At 72.6% G+C, this 15,567-nt stretch carries 8 protein-coding genes; 2 read left to right on the forward strand and 6 right to left on the reverse strand.

All coding sequences use genetic code 11. From position 1 onward, the window contains the following. The first annotated feature begins 243 nt into the window (after positions 1-243). Positions 244-3,978, forward strand: coding sequence for a PKD domain-containing protein (locus tag IEZ03_RS24525; RefSeq protein ID WP_229808537.1), 3,735 nt, complete (start codon positions 244-246; stop codon positions 3,976-3,978). 107 nt (positions 3,979-4,085) lie between these two features. Here IEZ03_RS24525 and IEZ03_RS24535 read toward each other — a convergent pair whose 3' ends face one another. The 6 genes from IEZ03_RS24535 to IEZ03_RS38135 form a co-directional block, all read right to left on the reverse strand. Then, positions 4,086-5,696 (reverse strand): CBM96 family carbohydrate-binding protein, encoded by a 1,611-nt coding sequence (locus IEZ03_RS24535; protein ID WP_184881141.1) that lies wholly within the window; start codon positions 5,694-5,696, stop codon positions 4,086-4,088. A gap of 76 nt (positions 5,697-5,772) precedes the next feature. Next, positions 5,773-6,984 (reverse strand): hypothetical protein, encoded by a 1,212-nt coding sequence (locus tag IEZ03_RS24540; RefSeq protein ID WP_229808538.1) that lies wholly within the window; start codon positions 6,982-6,984, stop codon positions 5,773-5,775. 167 nt (positions 6,985-7,151) lie between these two features. Further along, the gene (locus IEZ03_RS24545) at positions 7,152-7,970 is read right to left on the reverse strand and encodes a WecB/TagA/CpsF family glycosyltransferase (RefSeq protein ID WP_184881145.1); all 819 of its coding nucleotides are present in this window, start codon (positions 7,968-7,970) and stop codon (positions 7,152-7,154) included. Beyond that, entirely contained in the window at positions 7,948-8,925 is a 978-nt protein-coding gene (locus tag IEZ03_RS24550) for a sulfite exporter TauE/SafE family protein (protein ID WP_184881147.1), read from the reverse strand. The genes IEZ03_RS24545 and IEZ03_RS24550 overlap by 23 nt, the downstream gene beginning before the upstream one ends. Positions 8,926-9,070: 145 nt before the next feature. After that, positions 9,071-10,645 carry an adenylyl-sulfate kinase gene (gene cysC / locus IEZ03_RS24555; protein WP_184881149.1) on the reverse strand — a complete coding sequence of 525 codons (1,575 nt, stop codon included), beginning with the start codon at positions 10,643-10,645 and terminating at the stop codon, positions 9,071-9,073. A 118-nt stretch (positions 10,646-10,763) separates the two neighbouring features. Further along, the gene (locus IEZ03_RS38135) at positions 10,764-11,735 is read right to left on the reverse strand and encodes a class I SAM-dependent methyltransferase (RefSeq protein ID WP_229808539.1); all 972 of its coding nucleotides are present in this window, start codon (positions 11,733-11,735) and stop codon (positions 10,764-10,766) included. Positions 11,736-11,961: 226 nt separating this feature from the next. Between IEZ03_RS38135 and mfd the strand changes: the two genes are divergently transcribed. Further along, the gene (gene mfd, locus IEZ03_RS24565; protein ID WP_184881151.1) at positions 11,962-15,555 is read left to right on the forward strand and encodes a transcription-repair coupling factor; all 3,594 of its coding nucleotides are present in this window, start codon (positions 11,962-11,964) and stop codon (positions 15,553-15,555) included. The last annotated feature ends 12 nt before the right edge of the window (positions 15,556-15,567 follow it).

A 15,567-nucleotide genomic window follows, 5' to 3' on the forward strand; every position in this document is an offset into this window, starting at 1 on the left:
CCGCGGCCCGCCGAGCGTCCTTCCGAGGTGCGCAGCGTACCTCGCGGGACGCGATGGACGTGTCCGCGGATGCGGGGACACGTCCCATCCGGGACCGAGATTCGCTGCCGTTCGATGGCTGAAACCTAAAAGTTAGTGATCTGAACGTCGGCCGTAGATGCGCACTGGCTACGCTTACCCGGCGCCGGTCACCTTTACGCGCACGATACGACTGGTTTGCTTCTACATAGCACGGAGGGGTCGATGGGCAGACGCAGGTGGGGGACCATCGCCGCGGGGGCCGTCCTGGCGCTGGGGACGCTGACGGGCCTCGTCACCGCCCCGGCGCACGCCGACGACAGGGGCTCGCAGCTCGACCACGGCCGCGTGGTCGGCGACGACCCGGCGGACCACACTCCGCAGGTCCTGGACGGCGACGTCAAGTCGATCATCAAGATCGGCGGCAAGATCTACGTGGGCGGCTCCTTCACCCAGGTCAAGGAGCCCGGCGGCGGCAAGCCGACGCTGACCCGCAACCGGCTGTTCGCCTTCGACGCCGCCACCGGCGCCATCGACCCCGACTTCGCGCCCAGCCTCAACCAGGGCGAGGCCAGCGCGCTGCTCGCCGCCCCCGACGGGCAGTCGCTCTACGTCGGCGGCAACTTCAGCGAGATCAACGGCGTCCGCCACTTCGTGCTCGCGCGGCTCAACGCGCAGACCGGCGCGCCGATCACCTCGTTCAACCCGCAGTTCGACGCCAGGGTGCGCGACCTGCGGCTCGCCGGCGGCCGGCTGTACGCCGCCGGCACCTTCAGCACGGTCGGCGGCGCCGCCCGGCCCGCCCTCGCCGCCCTGAACCCGCAGACCGGCGCGCGCGACGACTTCCTCGACCTGAACTTCGCCGGAACCCAGACCGGCGACGGCGTCACCCAGGTCTACAAGATGGACGTCAGCCCCGACGGCTCCAAGCTCGTCGGCGTCGGGAACTTCAGCTCGGTCAACGGCGCGACCCGGCGCCAGATCGTCATGCTCGACCTGAGCGGCGCGAGCGCGCAGCTCGCCAACTGGGACACCACCCGCTACGGCGACCAGTGCTCCCAGTCGTTCGACACCTACATGCGCGACGTCGACTTCTCGCCGGACGGCAAGTTCTTCGTCGTGACGACGACCGGCGCCTACGGCACGCCGCCCAAACTGTGCGACACCCACGTCCGCTGGGAGAGCGCCACCACGGGCGCCGGGCAGCAGCCCACCTGGGTGAACTACACCGGCGGCGACACCAGCTACGCCGTCGAGATCACCGACACGGCCGTCTACGTCGGCGGCCACTTCCGCTGGGCCAACAACCCCTTCCGCGCCGACCGCGCCGGCGAGGGCGCCGTCTCCCGCGAGGGCATCGCCGCGCTCGACCCCGCCAGCGGCCTGCCGTTCTCCTGGAACCCCGGCCGCGACAAGGGCGTCGGCGTCTTCGACATGCTCGCCACCGACGAGGGCCTCTACATCGGCAGCGACACCGACAACGTCGGCGGCGAGTGGCACCCCAAGCTCGCGCTGTTCCCGCTCGCCGGCGGCAAGGCGATCCCGCCGAACCACACCGGTGAGCTGCCCGGCAACGTCTACTACGCCGGCGGCACCGGCTTCGGCGCGCAGAACTACCTCAAGCACCGCTCTTTCGACGGCACCACCGCCGGGGCCGAGGTCGACGACGGCACCGCCGGCGTCGACTGGCGGTCCGCCCGCGGCGCCTTCATGATCAACAATGAGCTGTTCTACGGCGGCTCGGACGGCTCGTTCCAACGGCGCTCCTTCGACGGGGCGACGCTCGGCGCGCCCACCGCGATCGACACCGCCGACCAGCTCGTCAACATGTCGACCTGGCACAGCCAGGTCCGCAACATCACCGGGATGTTCTTCTCGCACGGCCGGATCTACTACACGCGCGGGCAGTCCGCGCTGTACTACCGGACGTTCACCCCGGAGAGCAACGTCGTCGGCGCGCAGGAGTCCACCGCCGTCGGCAACCTGCCCGGGATGAGCTGGAGCAACGTCGGCGGGATGTTCGTCGACGGCCAGCACCTCTACTACGTCGACAACGGCAACGGCAGGCTCTACCGCGTCGCGTTCTCCGAGGCCGGGGTCCCGTCCGGGTCCTCCACCGAGGTGAGCTCCGCCGACTGGCGCGGCCGGGCGGTGTTCCTGTTCGCCGGGACGCCCAACCAGAAGCCGAACGCCGCCTTCACCAGCAACTGCGACGCTCTGGAGTGCGCGTTCGACGCGTCCGGCTCGGCCGACCCCGACGGCTCGATCGAGTCGTACGCGTGGGACTTCGGCGACGGTGAGACCGGCACCGGCGCGACGCCGCAGCACACCTACGACGAGCCCGGCACCTACACCGTGAAGCTCACGGTGACCGACGACCGCGGCGGCGAGGGCGTCAAGGAGCAGGAGATCACGGTCTCGCCGAACCAGACCGACATCGCCTTCCGGGCCGGCGTCGGCGGCAACGCCAACGTCAGCACCGCCTACGCGCAGATCCCGGCGTCGGTGCAGCCCGGCGACGGACTGATCCTGATCCTGACCTACAGCAGCGGCGACCACTCGATGACGACGCCGCCCGCCGGCTGGACGCAGGTCGACAGCCAGGAGGTCGGCAGCTCGACGTCCGTCCTGTGGAAGCGGGTCGCCCAGGAAGGGGACGCCGGGCAGCAGGTCAACATCGGGCTGAGCGGCTACACCAAGGCCGACATCCGGCTGCTGGCCTACGACGGCACCAACACGTCCGACCCGATCGCGGCGGTCGCCAAGGGCAGCGACCCCACTGCCGTCACCGAGCACACCAGCCCCAACGCGGAAGTCGCCGCGGGCGGCTCGTGGGCGGTCACGTACTGGGGCGACAAGTCGTCCAGCACCACCGCGTGGACGGCTCCGGCCGGTGTCACGAGCCGCGGCACCGGCGTCGGCTCGGGCGGCGGCCGCATCAGCGCCCTGATCGCCGACAGCGGCGGCGCCGTCGCCACCGGCGACTACGGGGGCAAGACCGCGACGACCAACGCGTCCAGCCGCGCCGCCATGTGGACGATCGTCCTCGCCCGCGGCGCCGGCGGGGCGGGCAACCAGGCGCCGACGGCCGCCTTCACCAGCGACTGCGACGCCCTGGAGTGCACGTTCGACGGGTCCGGCTCGACCGACCCGGACGGTGACGTCGAGTCGTACGCGTGGGAGTTCGGCGACGGGCACACGGGCACGGGCGCGACGCCGCAGCACGCCTACGACGAGCCGGGCACGTACCCGGTGAAGCTCACGGTGACCGACGACCGCGGCGCGGAGGCCGTCACGACCGAGCAGGTCGTGGCGGCGTCCGCCCAGGCGGCGGGCATCTCCTACCGCGGCGGCACGGGCGGCAACGCCAACGTCAGCACCGCCTACGCGCAGATCCCGGCGTCGGTGCAGCCCGGCGACGGACTGATCATGGTGCTGACGTTCAACAGCGCCGAGCACGAGGTGGCGACGCCGCCCGCGGGCTGGACGGAGGTCGAGAGCCAGGAGGTCGGCAGCTCGACGTCCGTCCTGTGGAAGCGGGTGGCGCAGGCGGGCGACGCCGGGCAGCAGGTCAACATCGGGCTGAGCGGCTACACCAAGGCCGACATCCGGCTGCTGGCATACGCGGGCACGAGCACGTCCGACCCGATCGCGGCGGTCGAGAAGGACAGCGACTCCAGCGCGGTCACCCAGCACACCAGCCCCGACGCGTCGGTCGGCGGGGCCGGTGCCTGGGCGGTGACGTACTGGGGCGACAAGTCGTCCAGCACCACCGCGTGGACCGCTCCAGCCGGTGTCACGACCCGCGGCACCGGCATCGGGTCCGGCGGCGGCCGCATCACCAGCCTCATCGTCGACAGCGGCGAAGCGGTCGGCGGCGGCAGCTACGGCGGCAAGACGGCGACGACCAACGCGTCCAGCCGCGCCGCCATGTGGACGATCATCCTCGCCCGCGGCTGACGCGGACCCCGATCGCGAACGTGCCCCGCCGGAACCTTCCGGCGGGGCACGTTCGCGTTGTCAGCGGTGGAGGCGGCTCAGCAGCGAGGCTCAGCGGTGGCCGGGGCTCAGCAGAAGTCCTGCCACGCCTTGCGGCTGGGGGCGTCCAGGAGGCGGAAGTCGCCCGTCTCCCAGTCCAGGTCGAAGTAGGAGACCCAGAGCGCGCCGTGCTTCTTCAGGTAGGCGTTGGTCTCGTGGAGCCAGGCGGCGCGCTTCTCGCCGTTGTCGTCGCCGACGAGGTAGCTGCCGGTCTCGGCGACGCCGAAGGGCAGCCCCTCCTCCTTGCTGAGGGCGACGACCCGGTCGTACATCATGGAGGGGGAGTCGTAGCGCCCCTTCTTCCAGCCGAGGTTGTAGGTGTCCCACCCGAGGACCTGGATGACGTCGCGGCCGGGGTAGTAGTCGCGCCAGTCGCGCTTGGACTCCGCCTCGAGGCTCCAGCTCATCAGGACGAGCGTGGCGTGCAGCCGCGGGTTGCCGGCCTTGTCGGCGAGGCCCCGCAGGTGGCGCCAGGCGGCGCGGTAGTCGGCCGCGGTGAACTCGCCCTTGGCGATGTTGTCCTCGGGCTCGTGGTAAAAGACCCAGTAGACGTCGCGGTCGCGGGGCGCGGTGCCGAACCAGCGGGTCATGGCCGCGTCGTGCTTGCCCGCCAGGACGTCCTCGGGCGCGAGCTTGAACGAGATGATCGGCGGGCGCTTCCCGATGTCGGGGTTGCCGGGCCACGCCGGGGGGACGCCGCGGTAGAACAGCCGGACGGTCTCCAGCCCGCCGTACCTTCCGTCCAGGCGGCCGAGGGCCTGCTGGAACGTCTCGCCCGGCTTGAGATTGAGGGAGATGCCGCAGAGCGTCCGGCCGTCGCCGGGGCGCTTCGCGGGCTCGGCGGACGCGCTCGGCCGTGGCGCCCGCCAGGTCGGCTCTGGGCCGGGCCGCGGCAGGGCGGTGCCGGACGCGTCGGGCGTCCCGGTGGCGGACGGGCTCGGGGGCGCGGCCCGCCCGGGACGGGTGGTCAGCACGAGGCGGGGCCCGCCGTCCGCGGCCTCCCGCGAGTGCACCGACGCCGCCGACGACTCGTTCCGGTTGGTGATGGCGAACGCGTAGCGGCCGGGGCGGTTCACGACGGAGCCGACCTCGAAGGAGATCTTGTCGCCGCGGGCGGTGCCGGTCGCGACGAGGCGGCCTGTGGCGGGCCGGTTGCTCCAGGACGTCCCGGTCTCGCTCCAGGGGCCGGTCACCGAGCGCAGCTCGACCACCTCGGGCCGGTTCTCCGGCCGGTCGAAGGTCAGTTCGACGCGGGCCCCGGTGATGCGGGACGCGCTGCGCGGCACGTCGAACGCCACGTACGCCTCGGTGTGCCACTCGGGCCAGACCGATGCGGTGATCTTCCCCGCGTCACCGAACCCCCGGCCGGGCATCTCGCGTACCACGTAGGTGTCGGCCGACGCGGGAACGACGGACTCGGCGGTGGCGGACGCCGTCCGGGCGTCGCGGTCGGGTCCGGGGCCGCTCAGCGCGATCGCGCCGACCGAGCCGCCGACGACCAGGAGGGTGCCCGCGGAGGTGTAGTAGAAGGAGGGACGCGGACCGCGCCGCCGCCCGCGGCGCCGTGCCGGCGGCACGGGCTGCGAGCGGCGCGCGTCGGGCCGGTGGTGACCACCGGGGAACGGGTCGCGTTGTTGCACAGGCAGCCCCTTCCACTGGCTGGTCGTCGCCCCTTATCGCACGTCGTCCCTTTATCTCATACGGGACGCACCGGGCTCAGCCCAAGGGGAACATCCCGATGCGGCCGTGGTACTCGCGGCCGAGCTGGTCGGTGTCGCTGCCGACGAGCAGGCCCTTCGGGTGGGCGACGAGCGCCTCGACGCCGTGGCCGAGCGTCCGCGTCGGGTTCCACGCGAGCGCCTTGCCGGTCTGCGGGTTGAGCGCGCCGATGCCGGGCCGCGACACCGCGCCGGGGCCGGGGTTGTCGCGGCCCTTGGGGTTGTCGAGCCAGCGCTGGTGCCCGCCGACGTAGACGGCGGCGCCGGTGACCGTGGTGGACAGCAGCGTGTCGCCGCCGGTCCAGTTGACCCAGGTCGGGTCCTGGCCGGCGCCGGTGGCGCCGGACTCCCAGCGGGCGGCGGTGTCGCACAGCTGGCTGGTGCCGTAGGGGCCGCCGGTGGTGACGACCACGAAGTACTTGCCGTCGGGGGAGAAGTCCATGCCGCGCATGTAGGTGTCGAACGCGGAGAGGTTGCAGGGGGTGGCGTAACGCTGGGTGGACCAGGTCGACAGCTTCGCGGCGCCCGAACCCGTGTTGATCATGGCGATCTGGTGCCGGGACTGCCCGTTGACCTGGGTGAACGTCCCGTTGATCACCACCCGGCTGTCGGCGGGGTCGACGGCGAGGCGGTAGACCTTGAGGGTGCCGGACCGCGGCTTGGTGATGGTGAAGTCGAAGCCGTTGTCGGCGGCGCCGGTCAGCGCGTCGAGCCGCGCGAGGGCGGTGCGGGCCTTCCCGCCCGCCTGGGTGAACGAGCCGCCGACGTAGAGCCGGAGGCCGCGCCGCACCATCGTGGTGACGCGGTAGTTGACGTTGGGCTTGAAGCCGGTGTGCACCTGGTTCGTGGTCGCCCGGATCGAGGCGACGGTGCCCGTCTTCCTGCCGTTGACGTTCTTGAACGTCCCGGCCATGTAGACCCAGCCGCCCGTCCCGGCCTGCAGCGCGTGGACGGTGCCGTCGACCTTGGGGACGAACGTCGTGCTGATCTTCCCCGTGCCCATGTCGTAGGCGAACAGGTTGTTCCGCTTGAGCACCGGCTTGCCGCTGCCCGCCTCACGGACCTCCGTGAAGTTCCCGCCGACGACGACGAGGGTGCCGGTGACGGCGATCGTCCGGACGGTGCCGTCCAGGACGTGCGGGGTGTTGTTCACCGGGTTGTCCGAGACCACCTTGGACTGTGCGATGTCGGCCGAGGCCGCGCTCGCCACTGCCGGCACGGCGAACGCCGCGAGAGAGGTGGCCGTGAGACAAGCGAGGAAGGGGCGCATGGGGGTACTCCGGAGTGCGGCCGGGGTTGGTGATGGCATCTTGTCCTACCACATGGGTGATTTTCAGGCAGCGGTTCGGGGGAAAGCGTCGCGCGATAGAAACGTCCTCACGCCGCCGGGTTCTTGCCGTGCCGGACGCGGTGCAGGAGGACCCGGGCCAGGTAGGAGCCCAGTTCGATGGTGTAGCGGCGCCAGAGCCGGCGCGGTTCGCGGGCCAGCCGGTACAGGAAGCCGACGCGCAGCTTCAGGACCCACGCCGGGTAGTAGTCGCGGCGCTCGGCGAGGTGCTCGAAGTACGCGCCGCACGTGAGGATCACCGGCGCGGTGAGGCGGTCGCGGTACTCGCTGACGAACCGCTGCTGGAGGGGCGTCCCGAGGCCGACGTGGAGGACGTCCGGGGACGCGTCGTTGATCTCGGCGACGAGCCGTTCGGCGGTCTTCGCGGGCAGCCGGCCGTCCTCGTCGGCCCAGTGGCCGTGCAGCGTGCCGGCGACGGCCAGGCCGGGGTACCACTTCCGGACGTTCTCGGCGGCCTGCTCCGCGACGCCCGGGGCGTTGCCGAACAGGAACACCCGCCAGCCCTCCTCGGCGGGCTGCCCGAACAGGTCGTCGGTGAGGTCGTCGTTCGCCATCCGCCCGGGGACGGGCCGCCCGAAGACCTTCGCGGCCAGCACGACGCCCCAGCCGTCGGGGAGGTTGAGGTCGAAGCCGTTCATGAGGTCGCGCAGCGCGTGGTCCCGCTGCGCCTTGCGGACGTAGTCCGGGTTGGCGAAGGTGATCGTCAGCTTCGCCCGCTCCTTGACGGCCGCCGCGACGAACGACCGGAGCTGCGCGACGTCGATGCGGCTGACCCGCACGCCCAGGACGTCGACGGTGTCATGCGGCCATCGGTCATGCGGCCGGTCATGCGGCCATCGTCGGTCCACTCGTGTCCTGCCCTCCTGGACTGCCCGCGCCGACGGGGGATCCGGCCCGAGAGGGCAGCGTATCCCTCCCGCGGGCCCGGCGAAGGCGCAGCACGAGCCAGCCGGCCGCCGCCGCGGTGAGCAGGCCGAGGAGCGTCCACCCGAGGGGGGCGGGCTCCATGCCGAACATCTTCAGCGACGAGGCGACCAGGACCAGGACCAGGAAGTGGCGGATGAGCGCGCTCGGGGCGCGCGAGGAGACCTTCGAGCCGAGGTAGACGCCGGGGATGGAGCCGACGAGCAGGGCGGCGGTGACCTCCATCCGGAAGTCGCCGAAGAGCAGGTGGCCGATGGCGGCCGCGAACACCAGCGGGACGGCCTGGAGGAGGTCGGTGCCGACGAGCTGGTTGGCCTTGAGCGCCGGGTAGAGGGCGAGCAGCGCGACGATGATGAGGGAGCCGGAGCCGACCGAGGTGATGCCGACGACGAGCCCGCCGACGAGGCCGACCAGCACGGTCGGCACGGGGCGGACCGTGATCTCGGGCGCCTTCGCGCCGTCCCCCTCGGTCTCCGCCGGGTCGGACCGCCGCCGGTGCGACATGTAGGCGCGCAGGACGAGTCCGCCGGCCGCGATCATCAGCGCGACGCCCATCGCGATGCTGATGACGTCCTCGACCCGGCCGCCGTGGCCGAGCGCCCGCGCGAGCAGGACGCCGGAGAACGCGGCGGGGACCGAGCCCGCGCAGAGCCACCCGACGAGCCGCATGTTGATCGTGCCCTGCCGGTAGTGGACGGCGCTGCCTACGGGTTTCATCACGGCGGCGGCGACGAGGTCGCTGGACACGGCGGCCATCGGACTGACCCCGAAGAACGTCACGAGCATCGGCGTCATCAGGGCGCCGCCGCCCATGCCGGTCAGCCCGACGATGATGGCGACGAGGAACGAGCCCAGCGCCATCGTCCAATCGAAGTCCATCGGCATGACCTACCAGCTTTGTAGGGAAACGCGTCCACGATAGGGCACCTGACTTCCGGGTCCGTAACCCGGGTGGCGAGGCACAAACGGGACGTGCCGGACCGGCTGTGCCGGACGGGACCGGCGCTCGGCGCGGTGTCTGCCGCTACGCGGGCCGCACCCAGCCGCCCTCGACCAGGAGGTCGAGGACCTTGCCGACCGCCTCGTCCGGCGGCATCCGGGACGTGTCGAGGGTCAGATCGGCGTCGTCCGGCTCCTCGTAGGGGTCGGAGATGCCGGTGAACTCCGGGATGAGACCCGCCCGCGCCTTGGCGTACAGGCCCTTGCGGTCGCGGCGCTCGCACTCCTCCAGCGGCGTCGCGACGTGCACGAGGATGAAGTCGCCCACGGCGGACACCATCCGGCGCACCTCCGCGCGGGTCGCCGCGTACGGCGCGATCGGCGCGCAGATGGCGGTGCCGCCGTGCCGGGTGATCTCGGCGGCGACGAACCCGATCCGCCGGATGTTGAGGTCCCGGTCGGCGCGGGAGAACGTCAGGCCGGCCGACAGCATCCGCCGCACGACGTCGCCGTCCAGCAGCGTCACCGTCCGGCCGCCGCGCTCGACCAGGGCGTCCGCGAGGCCGCGCGCGACCGTGGACTTCCCGGAGCCGGACAGGCCGGTGAAGAACACCGTGATGCCGCGCGACAGCTTCGGGGGACGCGCGAGCGCGAGTTCGGCGGCGACCGCGGGCGGGGTGAACCAGTCGGGGACGGGTTCGCCGGCGTCCAGCAGCTCCCCGAGGCGCTCGGGGGTGAGCTCCGCCTGGACGTGGTCGGGCTCGATCCGCGCGACCGGCCGCCACACCTCCACGTCGGCGTCGTAGGCCCACGGCTCGGGCACGACGACCGGGATCGCGGGGCCCTCGACCTCGCGGTCGGCGAGCAGGTGGGTCGCGCCGTAGGCGGCCGCGATGTGCGCGTGCAGCAGGACTTCGCGGTCCTTCGGCTCGCCGCGCGCGGGCAGCGGGACCGGGATGATCTGGGTGCCGTCCGGAAGCTCCCGGCGGACGGCCAGCAGGGCGCGGACGAGTGAGTCGTCGTGCTCACCGCCCAGCAGCGGCAGTACGAGCACCTTGGCGCCGAGCCGCTCGGCGACCTGCCGGAGCTGGCCGAGCTGCTTGCGGTGCAGGGGCTCGCCAGTTGCCACAGCGAGCACTTTGCCGGGGGGTGTGGGGGGTCGTCCCCCCTCGGGGGATTCTGTGAGCACTTTGCCGGGGGGTGTGGGGGGTCGTCCCCCCTCGGGGGATTCTGTGAGCACGTTGCCCTCGTGGGGGCCGACTTCGTCCGGGCGGCGGCGCAGGCTGTGGAAGGGGCCGTGCGCGGGGGCGCGGAGGGCCTCCAGCGGCCCGGCGAGGCGCAGGTCCTGGGTCGTCGGGTCCTGCCACGCCTCGGTGACCCGCAGCACGGCGAGCGGCACGCCCTCCGGGTCCTGCAGGACGATCCGCTCGTGCTCGGTCAGCTCCTTCGGCACCGACAGGGTGACCGGGACCGGCCACGGGGTGCCGTCGGCCAGCCGGCCCCCGGCGATCACCATGGCGGTGTCGTACGAGCCGAGGAACCCGGTCAGCGGGCGGTACACGCCGGCCAGGATCAGCTCCAGGTCGGCGAGCTCCACCGCGTCCGGGGTCCAGGCGGGCAGGTCGCGCAGCGTGTCGGGAAGGCCGGCGTCGGCGGTCACCGCGATCTCCGATCCCGCCCGGCGCGAGGCCGGGCTGGTCCTGTGTGCTTGGAGTTTCCGCAGGAAAAATACTGTGCCGCGGGGGTGGACGCACCTCCGGCCCTCGTACGGGCCCCGTTCAGATGACGCGGGCGAAGCGGTTCTCGGGCTTGCGGATCACGAAGGTGACCTCGCTGTGGTCCGCGGTGAGGCGTCCCCGGCTGACCGCCGACACCAGGCGGCAGAGCAGCTCGGCGGGGCCGGTTCCGGCCCCGAGCGCGTCGATGGCCTGCCGGGAGGTGTACTCCTCGGAGATCACCAGCCCCCGCATCACGCAGTACCACTGGATGCCCGCGCGGGACGCGATCCGGTCGTAGGTCGCGGGGGGCGGGGCCGTCCGGACCACCGGCCGTGGCGGCCGCCGCGTCGCGGCCTCGGCACGGGGCTCGGCACGGGGCTCGGCACGGGCCTCGGCACGGGCCTCGGCACGGGCCTCGGCACGGGCCTCGGCACGGGGCTCACTGCGGGGCGCGGTGCGGGTCTCGGCGGGGGTCTCGCCGCGGGTTCCGGGCGGGGAGCCCGCCGCGCCCTCACCGCCCGGGGCGGGGACGCGGGCGTGGGCGCCGCGCGCCCCCCGGGGCGGGCGGGGGCGCTTCCGGCGGCGGCCGGAGGCGTGCATCCACCGCGGCAGCGCCCGGTCGAGGAAGCCGTAGGCGGTGTTGCGGTCGCGCATGTGGATGAGCAGCAGCCCGCCGGGCTTCAGCGCCGCGACGAACCGGTCGAGCACCAGTTCGGCGTGCGGGACGCGCTCGACGAGGTACGAGGCGTGCACGATGTCGTAGGAGCGCGGCGGCAGCGGGACCGTGCGCAGGTCGCCCAGGTGCCAGGCGTCCAGGTCGGGGCGCTCGCAGGTGTAGGCGCGCAGTTCGGGGGACTCCAGGTCGACCCCCGTGAGGTGGTGCTCGCGGTCGCCCAGGTCGAGACCCGTCCCCCAGCCGCAGCCCGCCTCCAGGACGTTGATCCGCTGGAGGGGCCGCTCCAGGGCGTACTGGCGGGCGCGTTCGGAGAAGAGATCGCCATCGCTTACCGGCGGTGTACGCAGATCGGTCACAACTTCGCAGCGTAATCGCACGATCGCACTCCGTCCGCTATTTGCCAGTTCTTGGTGACGGCCGTGTCGCGCTGCGTTGTCGCCCCTGGTCCCGTCCATGAGCCGCGCCGTCGCCGGAACGACGCGGCCCGCGGGCGCGTACTCTGGTAGCCGTGCCGGGGTCCGCGGGATTTCCGGGTTTTCGGGCTGCCCTGCCTCGGGGTGAATTGCTAAGTTGCGGGCGAAAATGACGCTTTCTGGACTTGTTGACCTTGCGTGCACCGACCCCGGTCTGCGGCGCGCCCTCGACGGGGCGCGCGTGGACACCGAGGTCGTCGCGCCCCCCTCGCTCTGGCCGATCCTGGCCGCCGCGCTGAGCCGCCGCGTCCGCGCGGACGGCGGCGGCGCGGTGCTCGCGGTGACCGCGACCGGCCGGGAGGCGGAGGACCTGACCGCGGCGCTGTCGAGCCTGCTCGACCCGGACCGGGTGGCGCACTTCCCGGCGTGGGAGACGCTGCCGCACGAGAAGCTGTCGCCGCGCTCCGACACCGTCGGGCAGCGGCTCGCGGTGCTGCGGCGCCTCGTCCACCCGAACGCGATGCACCTGGACGCCGCCGGGGCGGCAGCCGGGAAGGGCGGTGCGCTCGACGTCGTCGTGACGCCGGTCCGCGCGGTCCTCCAGCCGATCGTGGCCGGGCTGGCCGACCTGGAGCCGGTGCGGCTGGTGTCCGGCGAGGACGCCGACATGGACGACGCCGTCCGGAACCTGGTGGACGCCGGGTACCACCGCGTCGACCTGGTGGAGAAGCGCGGCGAGATCGCGGTGCGCGGCGGCATCCTGGACGTCTTCCCGCCCACCGAGGAGCACCCGCTGCGGGTCGAGTTCTGGGGCGACACGGTCGAGGAGATCCGCTACTTCAAAGCCGCCGACCAGCGCTCCCTCGAAGTGGCGCAGGACGGGCTGTGGGCGCCGCCGTGCCGGGAACTGCCGCTGACCGCGGCCGTGCGGGAGCGGGCGAAGGCGCTCGCCGAGGAGCACCCGGCGCTCGCCGAGATCCTCGGCCGGATCGCCGACGGCGACGCCGTCGAGGGCATGGAGGCGTTCTCGCCCGTGCTCGCCGGCGAGATGGAGCTGCTGACCGACCTCCTGCCGGCCGGGTCGGCGCTGCTGGTGTGCGAGCCGGAGCGGATCCGCACCCGCGCGGCGGAGCTGGTCCGGACGAGCCAGGAGTTCCTGGAGGCGAGCTGGGTCAACGCGGCCGCCGGGGGAGAGGCGCCGATCGACCTCGGCGCCGCCGCGTTCCGCTCGCTGGACGACGTCCGGGCCCACAGCACCGAACTCGGATTGCCGCGCTGGAGCGTGACAGCGCTCAACCCTGGAATGCGCGGCGAAGCGAGCACCGGGGGGTCAGGGGGGTCGTCCCCCCTGGAAGAGGAAGGCGAGGCGCTGAACCTCGGGGTGCAGCCGGCGGAGGCGTACCGGGGCGACACCACGCGCGTCTTCGGCGACCTCAAGGGCTGGATCGACGGCGGCCGGCGCGTCGTGATGGTCACCGCCGGGCACGGGCCCGCCGAGCGGCTCGTCCAGCTCGTCGGCGAGGAGGGCCTCGGCGCGCGGCTCACCGACCTCGCCGCGCCGCCCGAGCCGTCCCTGGTGTCGGTGGCGACGGGGCTGCTGGAGAACGGGTTCGTCTGGGACTCGATCGGGCTGGCGGTGCTGACCGAGACCGACCTGTCCGGGCAGAAGTCGTCCACCAAGGACGCGCGGCGGATGCCGTCGCGGCGGCGCGGCGGCATCGACCCGCTCCAGCTCAAGCCGGGCGACTACGTCGTCCACGAGCAGCACGGCGTCGGCCGGTACGTGGAGATGGTCAGCCGGACGGTGCAGGGCGCCACCCGCGAGTACCTGATCCTGGAGTACGCGAAGAGCGACCGGCTGTTCGTCCCGACCGACCAGCTGGAGGAGCTGACCCGGTACGTCGGCGGGGAGGCGCCGAGCCTGCACCGGCTCGGCGGCGCCGACTGGCAGAAGGCCAAGTCCCGCGCCCGCAAGGCCGTCAAGCAGATCGCCGGGGAGCTGATCCGGCTGTACTCGGCGCGGATGGCGAGCCCCGGCCACCCGTTCGCCCCCGACACCCCGTGGCAGCGGGAGCTGGAGGACGCGTTCCCCTACGTGGAGACCCCCGACCAGCTCGCCGCCATCGACGAGGTGAAGGCCGACATGGAGCGGCCCGTGCCGATGGACCGGCTGATCTGCGGCGACGTCGGCTACGGCAAGACCGAGATCGCGGTGCGCGCCGCGTTCAAGGCCGTCCAGGACGGCCGGCAGGTCGCGGTGCTGGTGCCGACGACGCTGCTGGTGCAGCAGCACATGTCGACGTTCAGCGAGCGGTTCGCGGCGTTCCCGGTCACGGTGAGGCCGATCAGCCGCTTCCAGTCCGACGGGGAGATCGAGGAGACGCTGCGCGGGCTGTCGGACGGCACCGTCGACGTGGTCGTCGGCACCCACCGCATCCTGTCGGCGCAGACCCGGTTCAAGAACCTCGGCCTGGTGGTGATCGACGAGGAGCAGCGGTTCGGCGTCGAGCACAAGGAGGAGCTGAAGCGGCTGCGGACGCAGGTGGACGTGCTCGCGATGTCGGCGACCCCGATCCCGCGGACGCTGGAGATGGGCCTGACCGGCATCCGGGAGATGTCGACGATCCTGACCCCGCCGGAGGAGCGGCACCCCGTGCTGACGTTCGTCGGCCCGTACGAGGAGAAGCAGATCGCCGCCGCGATACGCCGCGAGCTGCTGCGCGAGGGCCAGGTGTTCTTCGTGCACAACCGGGTCCGCTCGATCAACAAGGTCGCGGCGAACCTGGCGAACCTCGTCCCGGAGGCGCGGATCGGCATCGCGCACGGCCAGATGAACGAGCACGAGCTCGAGAAGGTCATGGTCGACTTCTGGGAGAAGAACTACGACGTGCTCGTCGCGACGACGATCGTGGAGTCCGGGCTGGACGTGCCCAACGCCAACACGCTGATCGTCGACCGTGCCGACATGTACGGGCTGTCGCAGCTCCACCAGTTGCGCGGGCGCGTCGGGCGCGGCCGGGAGCGGGCGTACGCGTACTTCCTGTACCAGCCGGAGCAGCCGCTGACCGAGACCGCGCACGAGCGGCTGTCGACGCTGGCGCAGCACACCGAGATCGGCGCCGGCATGTACGTGGCGATGAAGGATCTGGAGATCCGCGGCGCGGGCAACATCCTGGGCGCCGAGCAGTCCGGCCACGTGGCGGGCGTCGGGTTCGACCTGTACGTCCGGATGGTCGGGGAGGCCGTCCAGGAGCTGAAGGAGGGCGGCGGGAAGCCCGAGACCGTCGAGACGAAGGTCGAGCTGCCCGTCGACGCGCACCTGCCGCACGAGTACGTGCCGGGGGAGCGGCTCCGGCTGGACGCCTACCGCCGCATCGCCGCGATCACGTCCGAGGACGAGATCGGCGCCGTGCACGACGAGCTGAAGGACCGGTTCGGGCCGCTGCCCGTGCCGGTGCTGAACCTCCTGGAGGTGGCGCGGTTCCGGGCGAAGGCGCGGCGGGCCGGGCTCAGCGACGTGACGGTGCAGGGCAACTTCATCAAGTTCTCGCCCGTGCACCTGCCCGACTCCAAGCAGGTCCGGCTGCAGCGGCTGTACCCGAAGAGCATCCTCAAGGCCGCGACCGACACCCTGCTGGTGCCCGCGCCGAAGACCGCGCAGATCGGCGGCCGGCCGCTGCGCGACCAGGAGCTGCTGCGCTGGGCGACGGACCTGGTCGAGGCCCTGTTCCTGGAGACCGCACCAGCCTCCGCCGCGCGGTAGTGTCGGGCGCGT

Origin of the sequence: Actinomadura livida (genome assembly GCF_014648675.1) — a bacterium.
In the GTDB taxonomy this organism is placed as follows: domain Bacteria; phylum Actinomycetota; class Actinomycetes; order Streptosporangiales; family Streptosporangiaceae; genus Spirillospora; species Spirillospora livida.

What these genes read in the sequence shown, in the direction of transcription:
- IEZ03_RS24550 (WP_184881147.1), bottom strand. Translation starts at nt 8,925, where the DNA reads ATGGACTTCGATTGGACGATGGCGCTGGGCTCGTTCCTCGTCGCCATC.
- mfd (WP_184881151.1), top strand. Translation starts at nt 11,962, where the DNA reads ATGACGCTTTCTGGACTTGTTGACCTTGCGTGCACCGACCCCGGTCTG.
- IEZ03_RS24525 (WP_229808537.1), top strand. Translation starts at nt 244, where the DNA reads ATGGGCAGACGCAGGTGGGGGACCATCGCCGCGGGGGCCGTCCTGGCG.